This window comes from Streptomyces rugosispiralis, from assembly GCF_024505145.1.
Lineage (GTDB): Bacteria > Actinomycetota > Actinomycetes > Streptomycetales > Streptomycetaceae > Streptomyces > Streptomyces rugosispiralis.
The window spans coordinates 57,916-83,524 of sequence record NZ_JANIAA010000044.1 but is presented as its reverse complement, the minus strand read 5'-3'; the positions used below and the strand labels follow the sequence as shown (position 1 = coordinate 83,524).

The following is a 25,609-nucleotide window of genomic DNA, read 5'->3' as shown; positions in this document are numbered from 1 at the left end:
CAAGCACCGATCCGGGACCCGAGGCGCGGCCCCGACCCAGGACCCGAGGCGCGGCCCCGGTTCGCGGTCTAGGGCGAAGCCCCGATCCGGGGTCCGGGGCGCAGCCCCGGTTTCGGGGCCCGGGGTGGGGCCCCGGTTTCGGGGTCCGGGGTGGAGCCCCGGATTCGGGGAGGGGAGCGGCTTGCTGCGGGTGGCACGGTCTGCTGGACGCGCCCAGGCCCCCGGCGGAGCGCCATCGCCGCTCGCGCGCCCGGCTCACCGGCGGCCATGCGCGCCGCCATCCGCACGCCAGGCGGCGGAGCCGCGAGCGGCGCCCCGGGCGCGGCGTTGACCGGCGGCGATGCCTCGGCCCGCGCGCGGGCGCACGCGATACGCAGCCGCTTCGCACACGCGCGACCGCCGCGCCGGGGCGAGTGCGTGGCACCAACTGCCTCCCGGAACCCCTTGCGTTGACATGACCGCGTCGTCACTCTGTTACCTGGCGCCCACCCCACAGCAACCCGGCGCCGCGACCATGGCCGGGCATCAGGGGCCAACGACCCCCCACCCTCAAGGGAGTTCGCATGTCGGACACGTCTTCTCGTCGTCGCGTCTACGCGCGTCGCGCATCCGTCTTCGGCGGGTTCGTCGCCCTGCTGGGCACGCTCGTGCTGAGCGGGCCCGCCGCCGAGGCTTCCCCGCCCACCCCGCCCAGCGCCGCCACCGCCCGCACCCAGCTGGCCTCGCTGACCGTCAAGGCCGAAGGCTCGTCCGACGGTTACAGCCGCGACAAGTTCCCGCACTGGATCACCCAGAGCGGCACCTGCAACACCCGTGAGGAAGTCCTCAAGCGCGACGGCAAGAACGTCCAGACCGACTCCAGCTGCGCGGCCACCAGCGGCACCTGGTACTCCGAGTACGACGGCGCGACCTGGTCCGCCGCCAGCGACGTGGACATCGACCACGTGGTGCCGCTCTCCGAGGCGTGGAAGTCCGGCGCCAGCAGTTGGACCACCGCCCAGCGCCAGGCGTTCGCCAACGACCTGACCCACTCCCAGCTCATCGCCGTGACGGACAACGTCAACCAGTCCAAGGGCGACCAGGACCCCGCCGAGTGGCTGCCGCCCCGGAGCGCCTACCACTGCATGTACGCCCGCATGTGGGTCTCGGTGAAGTACACCTACAAGCTCACCCTCGACTCGGCCGAGAAGTCCGCGCTCAGCGGCATCCTCAACGGCTGCTGAGCCACCGTTCCATCCGGCGCACCGGCCGGAGGAACCGCCGCACCTCCTCCGTCGTTCCGTACCGTACGCATGACGAGCACATCGAAGAACGACGGAGGAGGTCCGGATGGCCGGGCTGCGCCTGGGACCACTGCTGCGCCAAGTCGACTGGGAGACCGGTACCGGCGCGACCGTCTGGGTCGAGGCCGACCGGCCGTGTGAGGCCGAGGTGCGGTGCGCCGACGGCGCGGGCGGCACCGCCCGCACCTGGCGGATCGCGGATCACCACTACGCCCTGATCCCGGTCACCGGGCTGCGGCCGGGCGGCGAGACCGCCTACCGGGTGCTGCTGGACGGTGAGCAGGTCTGGCCGCTGCCGGACTCCCCGTTCCCCGACAGCACCATCCGCACCCCCGCCCCGGGCGCGGACGCCACGGACCCCGCGCCCGTGCGCGTGGCCTTCGGCTCCTGCCGATGGGCCGCGCCGCCCTCCGACGCCTCGCACGACCCCGTGGGGCCCGACGCGCTGGACACCCTCGCGCAGGCGCTCGCCCGCGCCCCGGAGGCCCCGCGCCCCGATGTGCTGGTGCTGCTGGGCGACCAGGTGTACGCGGACGAGACCTCCGCCGAGACCCGCCGCTGGCTGGCCGAGCGCCGCGATCTGAGCGAACCGCCGGGCGAGCAGGTGGCGGACTACGAGGAGTACACCCGGCTCTACTACGAGTCCTGGCTGGACCCCGAGGTGCGCTGGCTGCTCTCCACCGTCCCCAGCTGCATGATCTTCGACGACCACGACGTCATCGACGACTGGAACACCAGCGAGGCGTGGCAGCGCCGGATGCGCGCCACCCCGTGGTGGCGGGAGCGGATACTGAGCGGGCTGATGTCCTACTGGGTCCATCAGCACCTGGGCAACCTCTCCCCCACCGAACTGGCCGCCGACCCGCTCTACGCGGAGGTGCGCGCGGCGGAGGACGGCACCGAGGCGCTGCGGGAGTTCGCCGCCCGCGCCGACGCCGATCCGGGGTACACCCGCTGGAGCTACCGCCGCGACTTCGGCCGCACCCGGCTGCTGATGGTCGACACCCGCGCGGCACGGGTGCTCGAGGAGGGCCGGCGGGCGATGCTGACCGACAAGGAACTCGCCTGGGTGCGCGAGCAGGCCATGGACGGCGTGGGCGGCGCACCCGGCTTCCCCGCCGCCCCGGAGGAGCCCGAGCCCTACGGCGGCCACGACCCCTCCGGCGGCTACGGCTCCTCCAGCGGCCACGACGCTCCCGCCGGCCACGACGCTCCCGGCGGCTACGACCATCTGCTGCTCGGCACCTCGCTGCCCTGGCTGCTGCCGCACTTCGTCCATGACGTGGAGGCGTGGAACGCCTCGGTGTGCGGCGGCGGACGCGGTGGGCGCTGGGCGCGGATCGCCGAGGACCTGCGGCAGCGCGGCGACTTGGAGCACTGGGCCGCGTTCCCCGAGTCCTTCGACGCGCTCACCGACACCATCGCCGAGGTGGGCGGCGCCCCGGGGGCGCCCGCCACGATCAGCGTGCTCTCCGGCGATGTGCACCACGCCTATGTGGCCACCCCCGACTGGTCGCGGTGGCCGTCCCGGCCGCCCCGCAGCCAGGTGCGCCAGTTGACCTGCTCCCCGGTCCACAACAGCATCTACGCCTCGATACGGCTCGGCTTCCGCTTCGGCTGGAGCGCCGCCGGCCGCGCCCTGGGCCGGGCGTTCCGGCGCCATGGCCGGGTGCCGCACCCCCGTTTGAGCTGGCACAAGACGGGCGGGCCCTGGTTCGGCAACCAGTTGATGACGCTGACCCTCCGGGGCCGTACCGCCCATCTGCGGCTGGACCAGGCGCAGTCGGACCCCGCGGGCGGCGGGGCCCGGCTGGTGGCGGCGCTGGAGACGGACTGGGCGGGCCGCTCGACCCCTTGAGTGCTGTTCCGCGGCATATGCCTCGTGATACAGGCCACAACGGAGGGGTACGTTCCGGAGACCGGGTCGATTCGTGTGGAGCGGGCGGCATGATGGGCGCGCATCGTGCGTCACATCTGCCCCGGGAGACACAGCCTTGGCCGGAGACCCCCACGCGATAGCCGTCGTCGGCGCCGGGCCGCGCGGCACCAGCGTGCTGGAGCGCCTGTGCGCCTCGGCCCCGGAACTGGCGCCCGGCACCCCGCTGACCGTGCACATGGTGGACCCCTCGCCGCCCGGTGCGGGACGGGTCTGGCGCACGGCCCAGCCGGACGAGTTGCTGATGAACACCGTGGCCTCGCAGGTCACCCTGTTCACCGACGCGAGCGTCGAATGCCGCGGACCGGTGCGGACCGGGCCGAGCCTGTACGAGTGGGTCACCGCGCGCGGTCTGGCGCCCGGCCTCGGCCCGGACGACTACCCCAGCCGCGCGCTCTACGGCCGCTATCTGGAGTGGGTGTTCGGCGAGGTGGTGCGGGGCGCGCCGGACACCGTGACCGTCCGGGCGCACCGGGCCCGCGCCGTACGGCTGGAGGAACGGGCCGACGGCACGCAGATGCTGACGCTGGATGACGGCAGCCGCCTGGAGGGGCTGCGCGCGGTCGTCCTGGCCCAGGGTCATCTGCCGGCCGCCACCGACGCCACGGAGCGGCGGTACGCGGCCCACGCGGAGCGGTACGGGCTGCGCTACTACCCGCCCGCCAACCCCGCCGATGTCGACCTGTCGCTCATCGCACCGGGCGAACCCGTGCTGCTGCGCGGTCTCGGCCTCAACTTCTTCGACCACATGGCGCTGCTGACGGCGGGCCGGGGCGGCAGGTTCGTCCCGAACGGCCACGGCGGTCTGGTCTACCGGCCCTCGGGGCTCGAGCCACGGCTGTACGCGGGGTCGCGCCGCGGCATCCCGTACCACGCGCGGGGCGACAACGCGAAGGGGCCGTGCGGCCGGCACACCCCGCTGCTGCTGACCCCCGATGTGCTCGGCCACTTCCGCAAGCGCGCGGACGCGGGCGACCCGCCGGACTTCCTCACCGAGATATGGCCACTCGTGGCCAAGGAGGCCGAGACGGTCTACTACGAGGCGCTGCCGGCCCTCCGCGCCCCGGAAACCCACGCCCCCGCCGCCCCGGAGGCCCCGGAGGCCCCGGAGGCTCCCGGGCCCGGCTCCGGAACCCCCGCCCCGTTCACCCCGGCACACTTCAGGCGTCACTTTTTGGCCACCGCGCACGGCAGCCCCGAAGAGGCCGCGGTGCTCGCGGAGTACGGCGTTCCGGAGGCGGAGCGCTGGTCCTGGGACGCGGTGGCCGAGCCGTACCGCGGACGCCGGTTCACCGGGCGTGACGAATTCCGGCGGTGGCTGCTGGCCTACGCCCACCAGGACGCGGCGCACGCGCGGCTGGGCAATGTCGAGGGCCCGGTCAAGGCCGCCCTCGACGTGCTGCGCGACCTCCGCAACGAGGTGCGTCTGATCGTCGACCACGGCGGGCTGACGGGGACGTCCCGCCGCGCCCATCTGGACCGCTGGTACACCCCGCTCAACGCCTTCCTCTCGATCGGCCCGCCGCGCCGCCGGATCGAGGAGATGGCCGCGCTGATCGAGGCGGGGGTCCTGGATGTCCTCGGCCCGCGGCTTGAAGTGACCTTGGAAAGTCCAGACCAAGACGGAGACGAGGCCGGTTTCGCCGCCCGGTCGGCGGAGGTGCCGGGCCCGCCGGTGACGGCCACGACACTGATCGAGGCGCGGCTGCCGGAGCCGGATGTGCGCCGGACCGCCGATGAGTTGCTGATCCATCTGCTGGAGACCGGGCAGGGCCGTCCGCACCGGGTGGAGGGCTATGAGACCGGCGGCCTCGATGTCACCACCGCCCCCTACCGGCTGGTGGACGCCCAGGGCCGGCCGCATCCGCGGCGGTTCGCCCTCGGGGTGCCGACCGAGGGGGTCCACTGGGTGACGGCCGCGGGCGCACGGCCCGGCGTGAACTCCGTCACCCTCTGCGACACGGACGCCGTGGCCCGTGCGGTGCTGCGCGTGGCGACCGCGCGGGAGCCGCTGCAGGAAGGTGCCCCGATGTGCGCCGCGGGGCTCTGAGGAGCGGGTTCGGGGTGTCAGGAAGGGGTCTCCGGGGCAGTCACATTGGCAGGAACTTGAACTTGCAACAAAAGGTGAGGGGAACCTAACCTGGCGTTTCCGCTGTTCCCCGTCCCCAGGAGCAAGGAGCTCCCCTCCCATGCCTTCTTCCCCCACCCCCCGCACCCTCGGCGAGGCGCTCGACGGCGCCAAGCCGTATGCCCTCTCCCTCTTCCGCATCGTGGTCGGGCTGCTGTTCTTCTGCCACGGCGCCTCGTCGCTGCTCGGCTGGTTCGGCGGCATGATGGGCACCGGCAAGACCATCGAGGCCGGCACCTGGCCCGGCTGGTACGCGGCCGTCATCCAGCTCGTCGGCGGCGCGCTGGTGATGCTCGGCGTCGGCAGCCGCAGCGCGGCCTTCATCTCGTCGGGCTCGATGGCCTACGCGTACTTCCACGAGCACCAGCCCGAGAAGCTGTGGCCCATCCAGAACGGCGGCGAGCCCGCCGCGATGTTCTGCTGGGCCCTGCTGCTGATCGTCTTCACCGGACCCGGCCCCTGGGCGCTGGACCGGATATTCGGCTCGGCCCGCGCGAGCGAGGCGGCGCCGGAAGCGCGGCGCGAGCCGTCCCGGGTCTGACGGACGGCGAACCGTCCCGGGCCTGACGGACGGCGAACCGCCCCGGGCCTGACGGACGGCGAACCGCCCCGGGCCTGACGGACGGCGGCCGGATGTCACCTCGTCCGGCCGTCAGTTCCGCGCATTCGAGGTCACATCGACCATCGCGCCATGCGGGGCCGAACGCCCCGCATGGCGTGATTCGAACAACATCATCACACCCCTTACCGTTATCCTCTTCAGGCACAGGCGTACGCTGTATGGCTGTTACAGGCTGACGCCTGCCGCTTCCCGGCGACATGCGCAGCGGGGGGACCGGGATCGGGAGTAGAACGTTGTTGGAACATTTGGGGTCGCTGACCAACACCCCATGGATCTACGCGGTGATCGGGGCATCCGTCCTGCTCGATGTCTTCCTGCCCGTTCTGCCCAGCGGAGTTCTGGTCATCACCGCCGCCACCGCGGCCGCCGGCACCACCGTTGACGCCGTCGGCGTGGTGCGCCAGGCCGGCGCCGCCGACTTCCCCGCCATGTTCGGACTGATGCTGTGCGCCGCGACCGCCTCCGTCCTCGGGGACATGGTCGCCTACCGGCTGGCCTGGCGCGGCAGCGACCGGCTCGACCGCGCCATCGCCCGCTCCCGCCGACTCACCTCCGCACAGGAGAAGTTGGGCACCGCGCTGGTGCGCGGCGGCGGTCCGCTCGTGGTCATAGCCCGCTTCGCGCCCGCGGGACGCTCGGTCGTCAGCCTGAGCGCGGGCGCGGCCCACCGGAGGGTGAAGGAATTCCTGCCGTGGTCGGCGGTGGCCGGGCTCGCCTGGGCGGCGTACAGCGTGGCCCTCGGCTATGTCGGCGGCCAGTGGCTCGGCGCCACCTGGCTCGGCACGGCGGTCTCGGTGCTCGCACTGTTCGCGGCGGGCGCCGGTGCCGCGTATGTGATGAAGCGCCCGGCTGAGAGGGCGGCGGGTCCGCTCCCCACGGGTCCGGCCGGGCAGCCGCTGCCCGGTGCCCACCAGGCGCGGTAGGGCCGTGTCGGCGACCGATTACGGATCGGCCCGCGATACCGGCTACGGTCCCTGCATGCGTACCCCCATCGTGCCGGCTCCGGCATGCTGACCCGCGCCGCCGGGATGGTCGCCGCGTTCCTCGCGGGCCTCGCCCTGGTCGTCGCCGCGGTCCTGGTCGTACGGCATCTCACCGAGCCCTCGGAGCCCGAGCTGCCGGTGATCCCGGAGGCCAGGCGGCCCGTCGTGGAGGCCGCGGTCCGTACCTGCTCCGCGCTGAGCGTGCCGCTGCTGGCCGCCCAGATCGACGCGGAGAGCGGCTGGCGCCGGGACGCGGACTCCGGGCACGCCCAGGGCATTTCGCAGTTCTCCCCGGTCACCTGGAAGGAGTGGGGCCAGGACGGCGACGGCGACGGCAAGGCCGACGTCTGGGAGCCCCGCGACGCCATCCCCTCACAGGCCCGCTACATGTGCCATCTGTACCAGGTGGTCAAGGCGGTTCCGGGCAGCGGGACCAAGCTCGGCTCGACCCGGCTCGCGCTCGCGGCGTACAACGCGGGGCCGAACGCGGTGCTCCGGGCCCGCGGCATCCCGAAGATCCTCGAGACGCAGGAGTACGTCGACAAGATCCTGAACGAGCTGCTGCCCAAGTACCGGAAGAGCGAGAAAAAGTACCAGGAGAGCGAGGCGAAGCACACCGGCGGTGCCTCCGCCTCACCCTCCACACCGGACTCCCCCTCGCCCTCCGGCGATCCGTCCGGGCCCGCCTCCGGCTCCCCACCGGCGGCTACGCGTCAGCCGTGATGAAGTCCTCCACGGCTCGTACGAGTTCCTGGGGTGTCTCATCGGCGGGGTAGTGTCCGGCGAACTCCAGCTCCACCAGCTCGGCGTTGACGTACCAGCGCAGCCAGGTCTGCCGCATCACCTCCGCCGTGAGCGCGGGGTCGTGGGCGCCGACCACGATCCGGACCGGCACCTGGGCACCGGCTATGTCCTCGTGGAAGTCCTCCAGCGCCCAGGAGTCCAGCCACGCCCGGAGCGCCTTGGGGTCGCTGTGCTCCAGTGAGTGCCGCACCATCAGATCCAGCCAGGCGGCCGGGTGGCGGCCGCCGGTGGTCAGGTCGATGATCTCCCGGCGGTTCTCCGGGCGGTCGGCGGCGGCCGCGAACAGCTGCCACTGCTCGCCCTCCATCGGCACCCCGCTGGCCGGCACCGGCGCGACCCCGACCAGCCGGCGGACCCGCTGCGGGGCGGCCGCCACGACGCGCTGGACGACGGCCCCGCCCATCGAGTGGCCGATGAGCGAGAACCGCTCCCAGCCGAGGTGATCGGCGAGCGCGAGCAGATCGCCCCCGGCCTCGCCGGTGGTGTACGCGCCGGGGATGTCGCGCGCCTCGCCGTAGCCGCGCAGATCGGGCAGCACATAGGTGAACCCGCGCCGGTCGACGTGCGGCAGCATCGCGGCGTACGCGGCCCGGTCCGAGAACCAGCCGTGCACCGCCATCACATGGTGCGGCCCGTCGCCGACGGTTTCGTACGGTGGAACGAGGGGTGGAACGATCGGTCCCATGGCACCTCCGGTCCCAGTCGAATACGGGCGCGCGGCGCGTGCCCGTGGGGGACAACGGTGACGTCTCCCGCTTCGGGTGGGCAAGCCCGGTGCGCATATGCGTGCCCGCGATACGACCCGGGAAGGGGCCGTATCGCGGGCACGGGGTCGTCCGTGTGACGGAGGGCACTACGGACAGTTCACGAGGTTCGCCGCATTGTTGCCGGAATTGGATGACCCGCCCGTGTTGTTGATGACATGGCCTCTCGTACTTCACCGGGTCGGCCGGCCGCTCCGATCCCGGCCGAGGTGAACGGTGCGGATCCGTCCCCACGGCTGAGGTCGGAGCGGGCCGAGGATTCGCCTCACCACCCGTTCACGATCAGGCCGTTGGTGGCGGCGGGGACGCCGAATGGCCCCGGCGGTGATTCGGGGGCCGCCTATGGGCGAGCGTGTGCTGCGTACGGGCGAGCCCCGCCCCGGTGGCCGCGTGTCCGCCGCGCCGCCCGAGGGCGCCCGTAGTCTGATGGCCGCTGTGGCGCGCCATACGGGGATCCGGCGGAACAACGGCCTCCGGCGCCACGGCGCCACCGCGCTGCGGCTCATGGCCGTCGCCGCCCTCTACTACGCGGGCGCCAGGATCGGACTGCTCCAGGAGTTGGTGCGCGGTCAGGTCACCCCGCTGTGGCCGCCGACCGGTATCGCCCTGGCCTGTCTGCTGGCGCTGGGCCCGATGGCCTGGCCGGGCATCGCCCTCGGCGCCGTCGCGGTCAACGCCCCCATCGGCCCGTCACCCCTGGCGGTCCTCGCGATCGTGGCGGGCAACACCCTGGCCCCGGTCTGCTCATATCCGCTGCTGCGGCGCATGGGCTTCCGGCCCGCCGTGGACCGGCTGCGGGACGCGCTGGCCCTGGTCTTCCTCGGTGCCCTGGCGGGCATGCTGATCAGCGCCACGGTGGGCACCGCCGCGCTCCTGCTGTCCGGCGCGCTCGCGCCGGGTGACTTCTGGACCACCTGGTCGGTGTGGTGGACGGGCGACGCGATGGGCGTCCTGGTGATCACCCCCGTACTGCTGGTGCTCCGCCGCTGGTGCTCCGCCGCTGGTGCTCCGCCGCGCCCGGCTCCCGCGCGGCGTCGGCCCGTACCGCCTGCTGGAGGCGGTGGCCCTGCTGCTGGGCACGGCGGGCGTCGCGCTGGTGGCCATGCGGACGGAGGTCAGCCTGCTCTTCCTGGTCTTCCCGTTCCTGATCTGGGCCGCCCTGCGCTTCCAGCTCGCGGGCGCCGCCCCCTGCTCGCTCATCGTCACGGTCCTCGCGGTCGCCTCGACGGCGGAGGGTACCGGCCCGTTCTCCGACCACTAGGGCCTACTACGGCGCCGCCGGATGCGCCCACGGGCACCGCCGGGGCAGGCGGGGCGCGGGCGGGAGCCAGCGGGACAGGCGGGAGCCGACGCGACAGGCGGGGGCCACCGGAACAGGCGGGGCGCAGGTGGAACCCGCCACCCGCCACCGGCCATCCCTTCCAGCGACTCTCGACGGACAGGGACCATGACCGCGACCATGACCTCGACCCACACAGCTCACACGCCCCACACGGCTCACGAGACCCACACGCCCTACGCCACCCGCTATCTCTATCTGACCCGCCACGGCGAGGCCACGCCGGACGAAGGCGCGCTCACGCCCACCGGCCGCCGCCAAGCCACGCTGCTCGGCGAGCGGCTCCGGGGCGTTCCGCTGTCGGCGATCCACCACGGCCCGCTGCCCCGGGCGGCCGAGACCGCCCGGCTGATCGGCGACCAACTCGACGGCGTACCGGCACATGCCTGCGAACCGGCCGGGGACTATGTGCCGTACACGCCCCGGCGGGACGAACTGCCCGCCGATTCCGCCGACTTCCTGCTCGAATTCGTCCATCGCTTTCCCCCCGGAGAGCGCGCCCGCGGCCCGCTGCTGGCCCGTGCCGCCGAGGAGCGCTTCATGGGTCCGGTGGACGGGCCCGAGGACCGCCATGAGCTGGTCGTGACGCACAACTTCCTCATCGGCTGGCTGGTCCGGGCCGTGCTCGACGCCCCGAAGTGGCGCTGGCTCGGCCTCAACCAGTGCAACGCGGCGCTGACCGTCATCCGCCGGCCTCCGCCCGGCCGACCGCCCTCGGTGCTCTTCTCCAACGACATGGCGCACCTGCCCGCGCCACTGCGCTGGACCGGCTATCCGCCGGAGCTGCGGATCACCTCCTGACCGGCCCCGTGACCCCGTGACCCCGTGGCCCCCGGGCCCCGCTGCCCCGCGCGGGCGGACCGTCTTTCCGCCGGGGGCCGGACCCGCGCTGTTGGGCCCGGCCCCCGCCGTGTCCGAGTTACGCAAGCAGCCCAGCAAGCGTGAATAAGGACAGCCATACGCTAGGGCCCGGCACTGACAACGGGGCTCCTCGCCGGGGATGCGCGGGGTGTGCGCGGTCCGGTTCGCGCCACCCGCCCCGGGCCGAACGCATGAGCGATTCGCCAAGGGCAGAACGCTGTCCCCTTCCCGTCGGGCGCGACGCTCCTACTCTGAGGGGGTGAGCAGCCACGCGTCGAACCGAGCCCGCGTCATTCCCCTGCGTCCGGCCACCGCGGACCCGGCGCACCGGGCGGGAGCCACCGCCGGGGCCGGAGCCCCCGCGGCCGCCCCCGCCCCGGCGACCCCCGCCGTTCCGGGCGCCCCGGGTGCCCCCGGCGGACCGGAGCGGCCCGGCCGGGAGCCGGTGAAGGAGCCCTTGTGGCGGGATGTCGTCGGTGGCGTGCTGCGGCGCGAGCGCCTCGCCCAGGAGCGCACGCTCAAGGACGTGGCCGAGGCGGCCCGGATCTCGATGCCGTACCTCTCCGAGCTCGAACGCGGCCGCAAGGAGGCGTCGTCCGAGGTCCTCGCGGCCGCCGCCCGCGCACTCGGCCTCGGGCTGGCCGACCTCCTCGCGATGGCCCAGGGCGAGCTGATCCGCCTCGTCTCCGGCCCGCGGCGGCGCGACGGCGCGGCGAGGTCGGTCACGTCCCTCACGTCTGTCACTTCCGCGACGTCCGTCACCTCCGCCACGTCCGTCGCGGACCGCGGGGCGCGGCACGCGGGGCGGCAGGGCGACGTACGCCTGGCCGCCTGAACCACCGCCGCCCGAGGCGCCGCCCCCTGAGACACCGACACCGTCAAAAACCCCGGCCCGTCCGCCGGCTCAGCACCTCGTCGGCGAGCCCGTACGCCACCGCCTCCTCCGCCGTGAAGACCTTGTCGCGGTCCATATCGGCGCGGAGCGTGGCGGCGTCGTGGGGCGTGTGGCGCGCGAGCACCTCCTCGACCTGCGAGCGGATCCGGAGCATCTCCTTGGCCTGCAGGCTGAGGTCCGAGACCGTCCCCTGCTGACCACCGCTCACCGGCTGTCCCAGCAGCACCCGGGAGTGCTCCAGTACGAACCGCCGCCCGGGGTCTCCCCCGGCCAGCAGCACCGCCGCGGTCGAGGCCGCCTGCCCCACGCAGAACGTGGAGATGGGCGCGGACACGAACGTCATCGTGTCGTAGATCGCCATCAGCGAGGTGAACGAGCCGCCCGGTGAGTTGATGTAGATCGCGACCTCCTGCTCCGGGCTCGACGATTCGAGGTGGAGCAGCTGCGCGATGACGACGTTGGCCACGCCGTCGTCGATCTCCGTACCGAGGAAGATGATCCGCTCGGACAGCAACCTGCTGTAGATGTCGTACGCCCGCTCCCCCTGTGTGGTGCGCTCGACGACGGTCGGAATCGTGTACTGCCCCATGTCAGATCCCCATCCTGCGCCGCGTACCGGCGGGCCGTACGTCCGCGAGCGACTCCACGACCCGGTCGACCATTCCGTACTCCTTCGCCTGCTCCGGTGTGAACCACCGGTCGCGGTCACCGTCGCGCGAAATGGTCTCCACGCTCTGCCCGGTGTGTTCCGCGGTGATCCGCTCGATCGACCGCTTCATGAATTCGAGATTCTCGGCCTGAATCGCGATATCGGCCGTGCTCCCTCCGATACCGGCCGATGGCTGATGCATCATGATGCGGGAATTCGGCAGCGCGTAGCGCTTTCCCGTCGTGCCGACGGTGAGCAGAAACTGCCCCATGCTGGCGGCGAATCCCATGACGAGCGTGGAGACGTCGTTCGGAATCAGCCGCATCGTGTCGTAGATCGCCAGCCCCGCCGTCACCGAACCACCCGGGCTGTTGACGTAGAGGCTGATGTCCGACCGCGGATCCTCGGCCGAGAGCAGCAGCATCTGCGCGCACACCCGGTTCGCGGACACCTCGTCCACCTGTGTGCCGAGAAAGACGATGCGCTGGGTCAGCAACTGCGCGGCCAGGTGATCGTCGAACCGCGTGGGTGCCGTGTCCCCCTCCGCGGCTCGCGGACTCATTGCCGGCTCCCAGCCGGTGGCGAATGTTCCCATTGGACCTCCCTGTGAATACCGCGACCCACACCGCCGCGGTCCTTTCACCATCGCCCCAATTCCGCCGCACGGTAAGGAATGTCGGCCCGCAGCAGATTCGCCCACGGCAGACCCCGCCATCGCGCGAGGGGCGGTCTTGCGGGAGCGTCCCACCGATCCCGACACTGCGGGGGGGGGGAGGCGGGGAACCGAGCCGACAGGGGGCCGCGACAATGACTGCGCGACGGCGACGTAAAGCGGTGTTACGACGGTTGAGGGCACGGCTGCGCCGAACGGCCTGGAGCGGCGGCGCGGCGGCGGCCCTCGCACTGGCCCTGACCTGGAAGACCGTATGGCCGTACATCGTCGGCGCGGTCCTCGTCGGCGTGCTCGGCGCCATCGGCTGGTGGCTGCGGAGGACGCGGCTGCGCACCGTGGCGCGACACCGGGCCTGGCAGACCGACGAGGAGAACGCGGCACGCGAACGGTCCATGGCCGAGGTGGACGCCATGACCTGGCAGCGGTTCGAGCGGTACGTCGCCGAGCTGTGCCGGCGGGACGGCTGCACCCAGGTGGTCGTCTCCGGGAGGTCGGGCGACCTGGGCGCGGACGTCATCGGCCGCATGCCGGACGGCCGCCTGCTGGTGATCCAGTGCAAGCACTACGCACCCCATCGCACCGTGCCGAGCGGCGATATGCAGAAGTTCCTCGGCACGGCGAAGGCCGAACACGGCGCGGATGTCGCGGTGTTCGTCGCCACCTGCGCCTTCACCCGGGAGGCGGAGAAGCTCGCGCTGAAGCACGAGATCCTCGCCCTGCACCGGAACCTGCTCGGCGCCTGGGTGCGGGGCGCCACCCTGGAGTCCCTGCTCCCCCTCAACGGCACGGGCCACGGCACGGGCGCCCGCACCGGCCGTAGGCCCCGAACCAGGCACACCGCTCGGCAGGGCCCACCGGGCCCCCGCTGAGCGCCGTTCTCAACGCGGCCCGACGACGCGGCCCGACGAGGCCCGAGCGGGTCAGGAGAGCCAGTCGACGTAACGGGCGGGGGCCGGCCGGGCACCCGGGTCCGTGAGGACCTCCCCCTGGACGGCGGCGAACATCCCGGCGGCCGGGTCGGTGACGACGGTGCGAGTACGGGATCGGCCCGGCCGCGAGGATCTCCTCCTGGAGCGCCTTGGCCCGGTAAGGGGCACGAGGCAGCGAAACGGGGCGCGCGAGACATCTCCGCGCGCCGCCACGCTTCCGGCGCTTCAGGTGGCGGATGGCGTCGTGCCCCCCTGTTCGCCGGACAGGTGGAGGGCCGTGATGCCGGTGAGGACGAGGTCGATCCCGGCGAGGAACTGCTCGCGGTCGTCGTGCTCGCGCACCTGGGCCGCGACGGCACGGATGAACGGGTAGTCGTCGGGGTCGAGGTCTTCCCATGCCTGCGACGCGGCGTCGAGGAACTCGGCGCGGTCCACGTCGGGCGCGAGGGCGCGGGCGCTCGCGTTGTTCGCGGCGTTCTGGCCGGCGGCGCCGAGGATGTAGTGCACCAGTGCCGAGGCCGCAGTGAACCAGTGGCCCTCGGGCACGCCCAGCGCGCGGACCTGACGGCCGATGTTTTCGAAGATCTGCGGCGTCACCGAACCCCAGGGGCTGCGGGAGAGCTGGAGAGCGAGCTGCGTGGGGAGCCACGGGTGGTCCGCCATCGCGTCGAACAGACCGAACGCGATGGCGCGGATCTTGTCCTGCGGCGAGTCCGGCGACTTGGCCGACTCGGCCGACTCGGCCGGCTCAGCGGACTCGCCGCGCGTGGACGGCTCGGCCCGCGCGGACGACTCGACCCGCGCGGACGGCTCGGCGCGCGGGGAGTCGGCCGCCAGGGCGGCGGCGACGACCGCGTCCGTCGCGGCGTCGAGCAGCTCGTCCTTGTTCGCCACATGCCAATAAATCGCGCCGGGCCCGGTGGCGAGGCGCTCGGTCAGCGCCCGGAAGGTCAGACCGCCCTCACCGGCCGTGTCGAGCAGTTCGACGGCGGCTTCGACGATGCGGTCGCGGGAGAGCGCCTCTGTGCGCCGCTGGGACCGGCGCGTCCGTGTTGCCATGCCGCCATTTTGACATGACTGGAGCGACGTTCCATCATGGAGCGGCGTTCCAGCGTTGGAACGGCATACCAGCGAGGCTGTCCGGACTGGCACCGGGCGGTCTCGATTCACGAAGGAGTAGTCACGATGCGCACTCCCGTCACGATCATCGGCGCCGGACTCGGCGGCCTCACGCTCGCCCGCGTCCTGCACGTCCACGGCATCCCGGCCACCGTCTACGAGGCGGAGTCCTCCCCGATGGCTCGTTCACAGGGCGGGATGCTGGACATCCACGACTACAACGGCCAGCTGGCCGTGCGGGCGGCCGACCTGATGGACGAGTTCCACGGTCTCGTCCTGGAGGGCCGCCAGGCGATGCGGGCCCTCGACCGGGAAGGGACCGTCCTGTTCGAGAAGACCGACGACGGCACGGGTGGACGTCCCGAGGTGCAACGCGGCGAGCTGCGGCAGATGCTGCTCGATTCGCTCCCGGCCGGCACGGTCCACTGGGGTCACAAGGTCAGCGGGACCCGTGCCCTCGGCGAGGGCCGCCACGAGGTGACGTTCGACGACGGCAGCACCGTCGTCACGAGTCTGCTGGTCGGCGCGGACGGCGCATGGTCACGGGTCCGGCCGCTGCTGTCCACCGCCATACCCGAGTACACCGGCGTGTCGTTCGTCGAGACGTACCTGTACGACGCCGACACCCGGCACCCCGCCGCCGCGAAGGCCGTCGGCGGCGGGTCGCTGATGGTGCACGCGCCGGGCCGGGCGATCCACGCGCACCGGGAGAGCGGCGACACCCTGCACACCTACGTATTGCTCCCCAGGACGCTGGACTGGTTCGCCGAGATCGACTTCGCCGATGCCGCCGCGGCCACGGCGCGGATCGCGCGGGAGTTCGACGGCTGGGCGCCGGAGCTCTCCGCGCTGATCACCGACGGCGACACCCCGCTGGTCCTGCGCCCCCACTACGCCCTGCCGGTCGAACACCGGTGGGAGCGGGTGCCGGGGGTGACCCTGGTCGGCGACGCCGCCCATCTCACGGCCCCGAACGGCGAAGGCGCCAACCTGGCCATGCTCGACGGCGCCGAACTCGGCAAGGCCCTCGCCGCGCGCCCCGGCGACATCGAGGCCGCGCTCGCCGAGTACGAGCAGGCCATGTTCCCCCGCAGCGCCGAGGTCGCCGCCGAAGGCGTCGGCAGCGACGAGCTCATGTTCGGCGACGACGCGCCCCACGGCCTGGTCAGCATGTTCAGCGAGTTCTTCGGACAGGAGCAGGCCCAATGATCCGGTGACCGCCGTAGGTTGAGGTCCTGTGGTCGCTGTTCCTACATCAGGCAGGACCCCAGCCACGACGGCGAGCAACCACAGGTTCCAGGGCCTGGAGTGGTGCGCGAAGCGCAGGACCATGACCGGGGGATGGTCCAGCGCGTCCAAGGCGCTGGCGCGAGGTGGCCGGGGGACGGCGTCAGCCCCCGGCAGTCGATGAGCGTGCGCAGCACACGAACTCTGTATGGTTGGAATATCAGCCGAGTGCTTGGATCTCGGTCGCCAGCCTGTCCTGGCTGGCCGCCCACGACGCCAATAGGGCTAGACCGTCCGCGGTCGCCGTGCCGGCGGGCGCGGTGTAGACGTTCAGGAGCAGCCCGGGTTCGGCAGGCATCTCCATCGACTCGACGTCCAGGTCGAGCTGGCCCACTACCGGATGGTGCACACGCTTGCGTCCGGACCGGTGGAGTCGAACGTCCTGAGATGCCCACCGGTGCCGAAATAGTTCACTGCGTGTTGACAATTCACCGACTAGGGCGATCAGCTCCTCGTCGTGCGGATTGCGGCCGGCTTCCATGCGTAGCTTCGCGGCCACGTCGCAGACGATTCGGTCATAGTCGACGAAGAACGTTTTCGCCGCTTCGGGATCCAGATACACGAACCGCGCGGTGTTCGCCGGCCGTCGCGTGTCGGCCAGCACCGGTGAATACAGCGCGCGGGCAAGTTGATTCATGGCCAGGACGTCATAACGACCGTTGCACATCCAAGCCGGCGCATCGGTGATGGCGTCGAGCACCTGCTGAAGCGCCGGACGCACCGTCACGGCGGGTCGCCGGCGGCGTGGACCGCTGGACGCCCTGGACTGCCGCGCAAGGTGGAATAGGTGATCGCGCTCGGCCTCGTCAAGTTGCAAGGCAGAGGCCAACGCGTCGAGCACCCCGTCGGAGGCGCCGGTGAGGCCGCCGCGCTCCATACGCACGTAGTAGTCGACCGATACCCCGGCTAGTAGAGCTACCTCTTCGCGGCGCAGACCTTTGACCCGGCGGTTGCCGCCGTAAGCGGGCAGTCCGGCCCGCTCGGGCGCGATCCGCGCCCGACGCGAGCGCAGGAATTCCTTGATCTCAGTGCGCGGATCGATCGTGGCCACCACGTCACCCTAGGCCCTGTCCGCAGGCGAAGGGAGGTACTGCTGGTACCCCTATGACTGCGCTGAGACCCGACTCGGAGGTGTTCACGGGGGCCGTCGGCCGCCGGCGAAGCCTCGCGCCGACGCCTAGGTACCTGATGCGGTCGTGGCGATGCCGCCGTCGATCGGGATGATGGTGCCCGTGAGGTAAGCTCCGGCCCGGCTAGCGAGGAATACGGCGATACCTGCCATGTCGTCGTCGCGGCCGAGCCGGCGCAGAGGGGCCTTCGCCGCGATCGTGTCGCCGATGGCATCGAGCGTGGACGCCATCATCTGCGACGGGAACGGTCCTGGGGCTACCGCGTTCACCGTGACGTGCTGTGGGCCCAGTTCCCTGGCAAGCACCCTGGTGAGTTGATGGAGTGCCGCTTTGCTGCTGGCGTACGAGTAGTTGGGCGACTCGGCGACGTGGATGGCGGCGATACTGCCGATGTTAATGATCCGCGCGGGATCATCGGCGGTGCCCGCCTTGCGAAGTGCGGGGAGCAGCGCCTGCACCAGCCAGAACGGCGACTTGAGGTTGAGGTCGATCACCGTGTCCCAGGCCTCGTCCGGGAACGTCTCCAGCGGCTCGCGCCACATCGCTCCCGCGTTGTTGACGAGGATGTCCAGGCGCCCCGAGTCGGCCTTGACAAGATCAGCGAGGCGCTGACACTCGTCGTACCTGGACAGGTCGGCGGGGAATGCTTGAACGTCGCCGAATTCGGACAGTAGACGCTGTGCCTCCGCGCACGCGTCTGCCTTGCGTGAGCTGATAATGACGCGGGCGCCCGCCTGCAGAAGGCCGCGCGCTATCATCATTCCAATGCCCCTGGTGCCGCCAGTGACAAGTGCGTACTTCCCCCTCAGATCGAAAAGGTCTGTGTGAGTGGTGAACTGGTTGTCCGCCATTGGTCTTCGTCCCTTATGTCGTGGAAGCATGTGCTGACACGGTCACGCGTGCGGTGCGGCTGAATTGAACTGATGGGGGTAAAGCTGCCGTGCGTGTCCATGGAGTGTTGTCGGCACTTTCGTTCAGGGCGCCTGGGATGGGTTCTCGGGCGGCCGCCGTGCGCGCCTCCCGTGGATCCATTACTTCACCTCTGTGTACCTGGGAGCCGGCTCAATCAGGTTGACAGGCGTCCTGGACGCCTGGGAGAGCCTGGTGATACAGGTACTGGGAGAGCCTCCCTTGCTGTCCACCGTGAAGTTCACGGTGCGGACCCTCGGCGCCGCCGGCCACGAGGGCACCCCGGCCGCCAGCCCGGACAGCCGATGAACCCGGTCAGCCTCCAAGTCCACCTGCGGGAGATCGGTGTCCCGCCGCAGCGCGGCAGGACCTCCGCAATCCGACAACTTTGTGCTCAAGTGTCGTCGGCGATCGCCTGCCTGCGATCACTTGCGAAGCCGAGAACGGTACTCGCCCGGGGGCATGCCTCGGGCACGTCGGAAGGCACGGCTGAAAGCGTGCGGCGAGGCGTAGCCGACCGCGCCGGAGATCGATTCGACCGGCTCGTCGGTGTCGCGGAGCCGGACGGACGCCAGGTCCATGCGCCACTGCGTCACGTATGCGCCCGGCGTCTGTCCGAGCGCGGACCGGAAGTGCCTGGACAGTGTCGTTCGGGAAACCGCCGTCGCGGCCGCCAGGGACTCGGTGGTCCAGGGGTCTTCCGGTCGGGCGTGGACACATGCCAGGGCGTCGCGCACGACCGGATCACGCATCGCGCCCAGCCATGAGCCGGGCTGCTCCTCCGGGTGGCGGGCCAGCCAGACGCGTACGAACTGGATGAGCAGAAGGTCGACGATGCTGTTGACGGCGGCGGTGGTGCCGATCTGCGGCTGTGCGAGCTCCGCCGTGAGAAGCTCGACGGTCTTTCTGAGCTGTGCGTTCTCCCGGCTCGTGACGTGCATCGGCCGGACGAGGGAGGTGAGCACCGGCGTGCTCACCTCCGGGTCCTGCTCATAGCGCAGGACGAGCACTTCCGTCCGCGCCGGCGTCGAGCCCAGGTGCAGGGCGCTGCCGTCGGTGAGGGCCTGATCCGTCGCCTTCCGGTCACAGGGACTCATCGTCGTGCTGGACCCGCCGGCTATCCCGTGGGCGGTGCCCGGCGCCAACAGGACGGCGTCTCCTGCCTGCACCTCCAGGGGTCTCCCGCCCGGGACGTGGAGCCACGCCGTGCCACGGGACACCACGTGCAGTGCCGCTGCCGGAGAGGACTCCAGCCACAGGCCCCAGGTTCCTCCGGCCTTCAGTACGACCCCGAGCGCCCCTCGCGCACCCGACACACGCAAGGCCTCCGCGAGTACGTCCATCGTTCCCTTCTCGTCGACGGGCGTCAGATCACATCAAGAACGATCTTTCCGTGCACCTTCCGCGCGAACAGTGCCTGGACGGCGTCGTCCACGTCCTGCCAGCCGCCTCGCAGTCCGACCGGTGCCGAGAGCCTCCCGGCGGCCATGAGGCCCAGCAGGTCCGTCAGCTCCCCGCTGGTCGGCGTCATGTCGCCGTAGGTGGCGATGGAGCGGGGTTCGCCGAAACCGAACAAGCCCCCGGACGGAAACGTGGTGTCCTGCCCCGAGGAGTATCCGACCAGGTGGATGGTGCCGCCTTCGGCGAGGAAACTCCACGCCTGGGCCACCAGCGGCCCACCGACCGTGTCCAGGACGAGGTCGAACCGGCACTCGGTCTCGGCCAGGTCGGTCAAGACCTTGTCGGCCCCGAGTTCGCGGAGCCCGGCGGCCCGGTCCGGCGAACCCACGAGTGCCGTCACCCGGGCGCCCGCCAGCGCCGCCAACTGGACGGCGAAGTGCCCCACGCCCCCGCTGGCACCGGTGATCAGGACGTCGCGCGCCAGCACGGAACGCTTGCGCAGCACCCGCAGCGCGGTGGCTCCGGCGATCCCCAGCGCGGCAGCGTCGGCCAGATCCACACCCTCGGGGACGGTGCCGAGCGAGGCGGGGCTGACCGCCACCCGCTCCGCCCACGCGTGGGGAGACATCCCCAGCGCGACGCGCGTACCTTCGGGTGGCCCCGAGCCGTCGGATGCGGCGCGCACCACGACGCCGGCCGCGTCGTGACCGTGCACAGCGCCGGCCGGCCACTGGTGCACGTAATTCAGCTCTCCGAAGTTGAGACCGATATGCCGTATCTCGACCAACGCCTCGTCGCTGGACGGCACGGGCTCATCGACATCGGCGAACCGGACGGGTCCGGCCTCGCCGTGATCGACCACTAGGGCGCGCATGGGGTGTTGCCTTCTCTCGTGGATGCACCTGAACACTCGGCGCGGCAGTGGACGAAGTGCGTGAATGCCGCACTGCCGCCTCCCTGAAACCCTACGCAGGACCAGCTCGGCGACCAGTCCCGGGAGAGTCGATCAGTTGACGATCTGTATCAAGTGCGACTCGCGCGGCGTCGAACTCTGCACGCGTCCGGTGGATGACGCTGTGACGGGCGCGGCACCACTCTGACGGATCGCGGGGTTTGCCGGGGGGCATGTAGCAATGGCGTGTCCAGGTGCGGTTCTCTCCGGGACCGGGCCGGAAGAGTGCCGGGCCCGGGTGCTCCCCTTCGCCGACGACAGCTTCGACGCCCGCGTGTCCCATATGGCGCTGGATGTCGGGCGGGGTACCGGCCGGCTCGAGTCGGCCCGAGCGGAGGGCCGGGGAAACCACCCCGAGGGCGGCGGTGGCGCCGCTCTCGGGGCTCGAGCGGGGGGTCAGCGGCGGGTTTCGATCTTCAGGTCGCCCTTGGTCACCTTGCGGATGTGGTCACTGGCGAGCAGGCCGTGCGGGGCGCCGAGTTCGATCGCGCCGGCCTCGTCGAGGCGGGCCAGTTGGGCGGCGGTGAAGTCGACCTCCAGGGCACCCAGATTGCTCTCCAGCTGCGCGGGGGTGCGTGCGCCGATGATCGGTGCCGTCACGTTCGGGTTCCGCAGCGTCCAGGCCAGCCCGACCTGGGCGGGGGTGTGGCCCAGTTCCGTGGCGACCTCCTTCAGGACATCGGCGATGGCGAGGTTGCGTTCGGTGAGCGTGCCCAAGCCGAGGTTGAAGTTCTTGCGGGTACCGTCGTCGGATCCGGCGTTCGTCGCGGACAGGTCGTCGCGGCTGTACTTGCCGGTGAGCACCCCGCCGGCCAGCGGTGAATACGGGACCACACCCAGCCCCATCTCGCGGGCCATGGGGATCAGGTCACGTTCCCCGGTGCGCTCGATCAGGTTGTATTCGATCTGCAGCGCGACCAGCGGTGACCAGCCGCGCAGATCGGCGATCGTCTGCATGCGCGACACCTGCCAGGCCGGGGCGTTGGAGATCGCCACGTACAGGACCTTGCCCTGCCGGACCAGGTCGTCCATGCCGCGCAGGATCTCCTCGACCGGTGTCGTGAAATCCCACACGTGCAGATAGAGCAGATCGATGTAGTCCGTATTCAGCTGCCGCAGGCTGGCTTCCACCGACGCGAACAGGCTCTTGCGGTGCGAGCCCCCGGAATTCGGATCGCCGGGCCGGCGCAGCGTCGTGTATTTCGTCGCCAGCACCAGACTTTCGCGGTTGTCGCGGGTGAATTCGCCCAGCAGACGCTCGGAGCTGCCATCGGTGTAGGTGTTGGCGGTGTCGATGAAGTTGCCACCGCGCTCGACGTAGAGGTCGAACAGCTTGCGCGCCTCGTCCTGCTCGGCGCCCCAGCCCCACTCGGTACCGAAGGTCGCCGTACCCAGCGCCAGCGGTGAGACCCGCAGCCCGGAGCGGCCCAGCAGCCGATAGGTGTCGAGGGTGAGCGACATCGTGTCCTCCTGTGCGTGTGATCCGTTGCCGGGAACAAGCCTGGGACCGCCGCGAGCCGGGGATAAGGGAAGGAAATTCCTGGGAACACCAGTCCTACCCTTGCTGTTGGATCGGACATGACGACCACCACCGTGGACGCGACACGGGAGCTGGCCGCGTTCCTGCGGACCCGACGCGAACGCCTGAACCCGGACGATTTCGGCCTGCCGTCGCGTCGGCGGTCCCGGCGGACCCCGGGGCTGCGTCGCGAAGAGGTCGCCGAGCTGGCCGGGGTCAGCATCGACTACATCGTGCGGCTGGAGCAGGGCCGCGGGCTGCGGCCCTCGGCGGACGTGGTGGAGGCGCTGTCCCGGGCGCTGCGCCTGGGCCCGGACGAACGCACCTATCTCTTCGACCTCGCCCGGCAGCGCCGCCCCCGCGACGCCGGCAAGCCCGCCACCACCGCGGTGCCGCCGCTGGCCCGGCTGGTCGCCGACCTGTCGCCGCTGCCGGCCATGCTGATGAACCACCGCTACGACATCCTGGCCTGGAACGACGAAATGGCGAGGCTGCTCCTGGATTTCGGCACCCTGCCGCCGGCGCGGCGCAATTCGATGTGGCTGTGCCTGATGCATCCGCGGATACGTGAGTTCTACGTCGACCGCGAACGCGTCGTACGGGAGGGGATCGCCCATCTGCGCGCCGCGTGGGCCGCGCATCCGGAGGATCAGGCGTTGACCGACCTCATCACCGAATTCACCACTCATGACGAGGAATTCGCGCGCCTGTGGTCCGAGCGAGATGTCAAGGTCAATGGCCGCGGGGCCAAGGCGATACGGCATCCTGACGTCGGTGAGCTCGCGGTGCATTTCGAAGTGCTGATGCCACTTCAGGATCCGGACCAGCGGTTGCTGATCTTCCGCGCCGCGGACGAGGAGAGCCAGTCGGCATTGGACCGGTTGTGCGCACGGTGATGTCGGACCGTCCATTCGCGCACCGAGTTCGCGCGATGAGTTCGCGCACTGAGCCGAGCCGTCGTTCCGGCGTCTTTCAGGGGGTGGTCGCGGTGCGGCGGAAGTCGCTCGGGTTGACGCCTCGGACCCGTTTGAACGCCGCGCTGAAACCGAACGGGTCGGAGTAGCCCACGGTGCGGGCGATGTCCGCGACGGTCGCGGCCTCCCGCTCGACCAGGAGGTCCGCCGCGAGCGTCATGCGCCAGCGGGTGAGGTAGGTCAGCGGGGGTTCGCCGACCAGGTCGGCGAACCGCTTGGCCAGCGTCGAACGCGACACCCCGGCGCGCTCGGCCAGCGTGGCGACCGTCCAGGGTGCCGCCGGTTCGGCGTGCAGCAGGCGCAGCGCCCGGCCGACCACCGGGTCCCGCTGGGCGGCCCACCAGGCCGGGGGCTCGCCGCCGGGCCGGTCGAGCCACTCGCGCAGTGTGCAGACCAGCAGCCAGTCCAGCAGCCGGTCGAGGACCACCTGCTGGCCCGGCGTGTCGACGGCGACCTCGGCGGCGAGGTGGTCGAGCACGGGGTCGGCCGTGCCCCCGGCGTCCACCCGCAGCACGACGGGCAGCGCGTCCAGCAGCCGGCGGCTGATCTCGCCGCGCACGGGGTAGGCGCCGACGATCAGGGTCGTCGCACCGTCCCGACCGCTGTCGTTCCCGTCGTCGTGCCAGCCGCGCCGGTGCCTGGTCCCGCCCTGCTCGGGCGTCGCGCAGTGCTCGCCGCAGGCGATCGGCTCGGCCCGGGTGCCGACCTCGTCGACGAAGGTGAACGTCCCAGGGCCGCGTACGACGATCGTCTCGCGGGCGCGGAGCCGCTCGGGCGGACGGTGCTCCGGCACGATCCAGCCCGACCCGGTGAGCACGGTGCACAGGGTCAGCGGCGCGCCGTCCACGAAGTGCAGCGCCCAGGGCGGGGACAGGGTCGAGCTGCCGAACAGCGAGCCGTGAGCTCGCACCCCGCGGATCAGGTCACTGAACGCGTCCACCTCAGTGAGTTTAGACGAATACACAGGTGATCCGGCTCTTCACCCATGGGATCGTCCGGATCGGCCGTGTTCAATCGGCGTCATGAGCAACGACACCACTCTTGTCCTCGGCGCGACCGGCAAGACCGGTCGGCGGGTCGTCGCCCGGTTGCGGCTGGGCGGCACGCCGGTGCGTACCGCCTCCCGGTCGAGCCGGACCCGGTTCGACTGGTCCGACCCCGGCGGCTGGGACGCGGCCCTGCGCGGCGTCGCCGCCGCCTACGTGGTGGCCCCGCCCGTGCCGGGCCCGGCGCACGAGTTCGTGGCCCGCGCCGAGGCCGCCGGGGTGCGGCGGCTGGTCCTGCTCTCCGGGCGCGGCGCCGACACCTGGGGCGACTCCACGTTCGGACTGGACATGCGCTCGGCCGAGGACGCCGTGCGCGGCTCGGCGCTGGAGTGGACCGTCCTGCGGCCGTCGAACTTCGCCCAGAACTTCGACGAGGACGTCTTCCACGCCCCGCTGGTCGCCGGGGAGCTGGCGCTCCCGGCCGACGCGGTACCCGAGCCGTTCATCGACGTCGAGGACGTCGCCGACGCCGCGGCCGCGGTGCTGACCGAGCCCGGCCGGCACGCCGGGCGGGTCTACGAGCTGACCGGACCGCGTGCGCTCACCTTCGGCGCGGCCGTCGAGCTGATCTCCCGGGCGTCCGGGCGGCCCCTCAGCTACCGGCGGGTCTCCCCCGCCGAGTACGCCGCGTCGCTGGTCGAGGAGGGCTTGAGCGAGGACGACGCCCAGCACGTGGCCGAGATGTTCGTAATGATGGAACGCGGGCTGCTCGCCGGGACGACGGACGACCTCGCCACCGTGCTGGGGCGGGCGCCCCGGACCTTCGAGGACTACGTCGTACGGGCCGCGGCGGCGGGCGCCTGGGGGCGCCCCGACGGCGGTTGACCGAGCCGCTCGACCGTCGTCCCCGGAACGCCCGTTCCGCCGTTCCCCCCTCACCCATCGGAAAGGCCGTGATGAGCACCGACACCAGTTCGCTGACCGCCCAGGACCTCGAGTTCCTCCGCCGCCCCCTGCACGGGTTCCTGTCCGTGGCCGAGGGGCCGGTTCCGCCGCAGCCCCGGCCGGTGTGGTTCGAGGCCACCGCCGAGGGCACGATCCAGCTGTTCACGGCCCCGGACTCGGTCAAGGTACGGCGGCTGCGCCGCGACCCCCGCGCCTCGATCGTCGTCGCCGCCCCCGTGGGGGAACGCGAACGCTGGCTGTCGGTCGCCGGCCGTACCTCGGTGGAACCCGGCGGAGCACACGAGTTGTGCGCCCGCCTGGCCGCTCGTTACTGGGATCTCGACGACCCGGCCCGCGCCCACGACCTCGCCGAGATCCTGGCGACGGAGCAGCTTCGTCTCGTCATCCACCCGGAGACCGTAAGCCGCTTCGCCTTCTGACCTCCGCGCCGACCTGTCGCGGCGGTTGAGGCGCAACGCCATGTCAGGGGCCGTGTCAGGGGCGTGACAGGCGGGTGTCAG

At 71.6% G+C, this 25,609-nt stretch carries 23 protein-coding genes and 2 pseudogenes; 14 read left to right on the top strand and 11 right to left on the bottom strand.

The features are described from left to right. Positions 1–563: 563 nt before the first annotated feature. The 6 genes from NP777_RS39775 to NP777_RS39750 all read left to right on the top strand — a co-directional run bounded on the left by NP777_RS39775 (position 564) and on the right by NP777_RS39750 (position 7,675). Complete coding sequence (locus NP777_RS39775) at positions 564–1,223, top strand: HNH endonuclease family protein (RefSeq protein WP_256655041.1); 660 nt, start codon at positions 564–566, stop codon at positions 1,221–1,223. Between the two features lie 106 nt (positions 1,224–1,329). Beyond that, a complete protein-coding gene (locus NP777_RS39770; protein ID WP_256655040.1) occupies positions 1,330–3,141 on the top strand; it encodes an alkaline phosphatase D family protein in 1,812 nt (603 codons plus the stop codon). Positions 3,142–3,277: 136 nt separating this feature from the next. Continuing rightward, positions 3,278–5,269, top strand: coding sequence for an FAD/NAD(P)-binding protein (locus NP777_RS39765; RefSeq protein ID WP_256655039.1), 1,992 nt, complete (start codon positions 3,278–3,280; stop codon positions 5,267–5,269). A 139-nt stretch (positions 5,270–5,408) separates the two neighbouring features. Further along, complete coding sequence (locus NP777_RS39760; protein ID WP_256655038.1) at positions 5,409–5,888, top strand: DoxX family protein; 480 nt, start codon at positions 5,409–5,411, stop codon at positions 5,886–5,888. Between the two features lie 314 nt (positions 5,889–6,202). Continuing rightward, positions 6,203–6,892, top strand: a complete 690-nt coding sequence (locus NP777_RS39755; protein ID WP_256655037.1) for a DedA family protein — start codon at positions 6,203–6,205, stop codon at positions 6,890–6,892. A gap of 84 nt (positions 6,893–6,976) precedes the next feature. Then, positions 6,977–7,675: a lytic transglycosylase domain-containing protein gene (locus NP777_RS39750; protein WP_305890599.1), complete on the top strand. Its 699-nt coding sequence runs from the start codon at positions 6,977–6,979 to the stop codon at positions 7,673–7,675. On the opposite strand, the gene NP777_RS39745 is transcribed toward NP777_RS39750, so the two are convergent. Then, entirely contained in the window at positions 7,659–8,441 is a 783-nt protein-coding gene (locus tag NP777_RS39745; RefSeq protein WP_256655036.1) for an alpha/beta fold hydrolase, read from the bottom strand. The genes NP777_RS39750 and NP777_RS39745 overlap by 17 nt on opposite strands. Before the next feature lie 505 nt (positions 8,442–8,946). Between NP777_RS39745 and NP777_RS39740 the strand changes: the two are divergent. From NP777_RS39740 to NP777_RS39730, 3 genes and pseudogenes are all read left to right on the top strand, one after another. Then, positions 8,947–9,778 (top strand): annotated as a pseudogene (locus NP777_RS39740) (MASE1 domain-containing protein); the annotation flags it as partial. A gap of 201 nt (positions 9,779–9,979) precedes the next feature. Beyond that, positions 9,980–10,660 carry a histidine phosphatase family protein gene (locus tag NP777_RS39735; RefSeq protein WP_256655047.1) on the top strand — a complete coding sequence of 227 codons (681 nt, stop codon included), beginning with the start codon at positions 9,980–9,982 and terminating at the stop codon, positions 10,658–10,660. 319 nt (positions 10,661–10,979) lie between these two features. Then, positions 10,980–11,555 carry a helix-turn-helix domain-containing protein gene (locus NP777_RS39730; protein WP_256655035.1) on the top strand — a complete coding sequence of 192 codons (576 nt, stop codon included), beginning with the start codon at positions 10,980–10,982 and terminating at the stop codon, positions 11,553–11,555. 43 nt (positions 11,556–11,598) lie between these two features. Here the strand turns inward: NP777_RS39730 and NP777_RS39725 are convergent, their stop codons facing one another. Beyond that, the gene (locus NP777_RS39725) at positions 11,599–12,204 is read right to left on the bottom strand and encodes a ClpP family protease (RefSeq protein WP_256655034.1); all 606 of its coding nucleotides are present in this window, start codon (positions 12,202–12,204) and stop codon (positions 11,599–11,601) included. 1 nt (position 12,205) lies between these two features. Further along, positions 12,206–12,859 carry an ATP-dependent Clp protease proteolytic subunit gene (locus tag NP777_RS39720; protein WP_210949954.1) on the bottom strand — a complete coding sequence of 218 codons (654 nt, stop codon included), beginning with the start codon at positions 12,857–12,859 and terminating at the stop codon, positions 12,206–12,208. Between the two features lie 212 nt (positions 12,860–13,071). On the opposite strand from NP777_RS39720, the gene NP777_RS39715 reads away from it, so the two are divergent. After that, positions 13,072–13,806, top strand: coding sequence for a restriction endonuclease (locus tag NP777_RS39715; protein WP_256655033.1), 735 nt, complete (start codon positions 13,072–13,074; stop codon positions 13,804–13,806). Positions 13,807–13,857: 51 nt separating this feature from the next. Here the strand turns inward: NP777_RS39715 and NP777_RS39710 are convergent. Together NP777_RS39710 and NP777_RS39705 are read right to left on the bottom strand one after the other, a co-directional pair. Continuing rightward, positions 13,858–13,971, bottom strand: a pseudogene (locus NP777_RS39710) (LysR family transcriptional regulator); the annotation flags it as partial. A 120-nt stretch (positions 13,972–14,091) separates the two neighbouring features. After that, positions 14,092–14,925 (bottom strand): TetR/AcrR family transcriptional regulator, encoded by an 834-nt coding sequence (locus NP777_RS39705; RefSeq protein ID WP_256655032.1) that lies wholly within the window; start codon positions 14,923–14,925, stop codon positions 14,092–14,094. A 126-nt stretch (positions 14,926–15,051) separates the two neighbouring features. On the opposite strand from NP777_RS39705, the gene NP777_RS39700 reads away from it, so the two are divergent. Further along, on the top strand, positions 15,052–16,194 hold the full coding sequence (locus NP777_RS39700; protein ID WP_256655031.1) for an FAD-dependent oxidoreductase: 1,143 nt from the start codon (positions 15,052–15,054) through the stop codon (positions 16,192–16,194). 238 nt (positions 16,195–16,432) lie between these two features. On the opposite strand, the gene NP777_RS39695 is transcribed toward NP777_RS39700, so the two are convergent. From NP777_RS39695 to NP777_RS39675, 5 genes are all read right to left on the bottom strand, one after another. Then, on the bottom strand, positions 16,433–17,323 hold the full coding sequence (locus NP777_RS39695; protein WP_391858666.1) for a helix-turn-helix transcriptional regulator: 891 nt from the start codon (positions 17,321–17,323) through the stop codon (positions 16,433–16,435). 126 nt (positions 17,324–17,449) lie between these two features. Next, the gene (locus tag NP777_RS39690) at positions 17,450–18,253 is read right to left on the bottom strand and encodes an SDR family oxidoreductase (protein WP_256655030.1); all 804 of its coding nucleotides are present in this window, start codon (positions 18,251–18,253) and stop codon (positions 17,450–17,452) included. Between the two features lie 483 nt (positions 18,254–18,736). Beyond that, on the bottom strand, positions 18,737–19,654 hold the full coding sequence (locus NP777_RS39685; protein WP_256655029.1) for an AraC family transcriptional regulator: 918 nt from the start codon (positions 19,652–19,654) through the stop codon (positions 18,737–18,739). 23 nt (positions 19,655–19,677) lie between these two features. Next, positions 19,678–20,586, bottom strand: coding sequence for a zinc-binding dehydrogenase (locus NP777_RS39680; RefSeq protein ID WP_256655028.1), 909 nt, complete (start codon positions 20,584–20,586; stop codon positions 19,678–19,680). Positions 20,587–21,060: 474 nt separating this feature from the next. Next, positions 21,061–22,125, bottom strand: a complete 1,065-nt coding sequence (locus NP777_RS39675; protein ID WP_256655027.1) for an aldo/keto reductase — start codon at positions 22,123–22,125, stop codon at positions 21,061–21,063. Positions 22,126–22,242: 117 nt separating this feature from the next. Here NP777_RS39675 and NP777_RS39670 point away from each other — a divergent pair, with 117 nt between their 5' ends. Continuing rightward, a complete protein-coding gene (locus NP777_RS39670) occupies positions 22,243–23,079 on the top strand; it encodes a helix-turn-helix transcriptional regulator (protein WP_256655026.1) in 837 nt (278 codons plus the stop codon). 76 nt (positions 23,080–23,155) lie between these two features. On the opposite strand, the gene NP777_RS39665 is transcribed toward NP777_RS39670, so the two are convergent. Next, positions 23,156–24,097, bottom strand: a complete 942-nt coding sequence (locus tag NP777_RS39665) for an AraC family transcriptional regulator (protein ID WP_256655025.1) — start codon at positions 24,095–24,097, stop codon at positions 23,156–23,158. 82 nt (positions 24,098–24,179) lie between these two features. Between NP777_RS39665 and NP777_RS39660 the strand changes: the two genes are divergently transcribed. Next, positions 24,180–25,028, top strand: coding sequence for an NAD(P)H-binding protein (locus NP777_RS39660; protein WP_256655024.1), 849 nt, complete (start codon positions 24,180–24,182; stop codon positions 25,026–25,028). 71 nt (positions 25,029–25,099) lie between these two features. Next, a complete protein-coding gene (locus tag NP777_RS39655; RefSeq protein WP_256655023.1) occupies positions 25,100–25,528 on the top strand; it encodes a pyridoxamine 5'-phosphate oxidase family protein in 429 nt (142 codons plus the stop codon). Positions 25,529–25,609 lie beyond the last annotated feature (81 nt).

What these genes read in the sequence shown, in the direction of transcription:
- NP777_RS39715 (WP_256655033.1), top strand. Translation starts at nt 13,072, where the DNA reads ATGACTGCGCGACGGCGACGTAAAGCGGTGTTACGACGGTTGAGGGCA.
- NP777_RS39675 (WP_256655027.1), bottom strand. Translation starts at nt 22,125, where the DNA reads ATGTCGCTCACCCTCGACACCTATCGGCTGCTGGGCCGCTCCGGGCTG.
- NP777_RS39725 (WP_256655034.1), bottom strand. Translation starts at nt 12,204, where the DNA reads ATGGGGCAGTACACGATTCCGACCGTCGTCGAGCGCACCACACAGGGG.
- NP777_RS39680 (WP_256655028.1), bottom strand. Translation starts at nt 20,586, where the DNA reads ATGCGCGCCCTAGTGGTCGATCACGGCGAGGCCGGACCCGTCCGGTTC.
- NP777_RS39720 (WP_210949954.1), bottom strand. Translation starts at nt 12,859, where the DNA reads ATGGGAACATTCGCCACCGGCTGGGAGCCGGCAATGAGTCCGCGAGCC.
- NP777_RS39685 (WP_256655029.1), bottom strand. Translation starts at nt 19,654, where the DNA reads ATGGACGTACTCGCGGAGGCCTTGCGTGTGTCGGGTGCGCGAGGGGCG.
- NP777_RS39670 (WP_256655026.1), top strand. Translation starts at nt 22,243, where the DNA reads ATGACGACCACCACCGTGGACGCGACACGGGAGCTGGCCGCGTTCCTG.
- NP777_RS39660 (WP_256655024.1), top strand. Translation starts at nt 24,180, where the DNA reads ATGAGCAACGACACCACTCTTGTCCTCGGCGCGACCGGCAAGACCGGT.
- NP777_RS39770 (WP_256655040.1), top strand. Translation starts at nt 1,330, where the DNA reads ATGGCCGGGCTGCGCCTGGGACCACTGCTGCGCCAAGTCGACTGGGAG.
- NP777_RS39700 (WP_256655031.1), top strand. Translation starts at nt 15,052, where the DNA reads ATGCGCACTCCCGTCACGATCATCGGCGCCGGACTCGGCGGCCTCACG.
- NP777_RS39750 (WP_305890599.1), top strand. Translation starts at nt 6,977, where the DNA reads ATGCTGACCCGCGCCGCCGGGATGGTCGCCGCGTTCCTCGCGGGCCTC.
- NP777_RS39745 (WP_256655036.1), bottom strand. Translation starts at nt 8,441, where the DNA reads ATGGGACCGATCGTTCCACCCCTCGTTCCACCGTACGAAACCGTCGGC.
- NP777_RS39705 (WP_256655032.1), bottom strand. Translation starts at nt 14,925, where the DNA reads ATGGCAACACGGACGCGCCGGTCCCAGCGGCGCACAGAGGCGCTCTCC.
- NP777_RS39735 (WP_256655047.1), top strand. Translation starts at nt 9,980, where the DNA reads ATGACCTCGACCCACACAGCTCACACGCCCCACACGGCTCACGAGACC.
- NP777_RS39775 (WP_256655041.1), top strand. Translation starts at nt 564, where the DNA reads ATGTCGGACACGTCTTCTCGTCGTCGCGTCTACGCGCGTCGCGCATCC.
- NP777_RS39760 (WP_256655038.1), top strand. Translation starts at nt 5,409, where the DNA reads ATGCCTTCTTCCCCCACCCCCCGCACCCTCGGCGAGGCGCTCGACGGC.
- NP777_RS39655 (WP_256655023.1), top strand. Translation starts at nt 25,100, where the DNA reads ATGAGCACCGACACCAGTTCGCTGACCGCCCAGGACCTCGAGTTCCTC.
- NP777_RS39690 (WP_256655030.1), bottom strand. Translation starts at nt 18,253, where the DNA reads ATGGCGGACAACCAGTTCACCACTCACACAGACCTTTTCGATCTGAGG.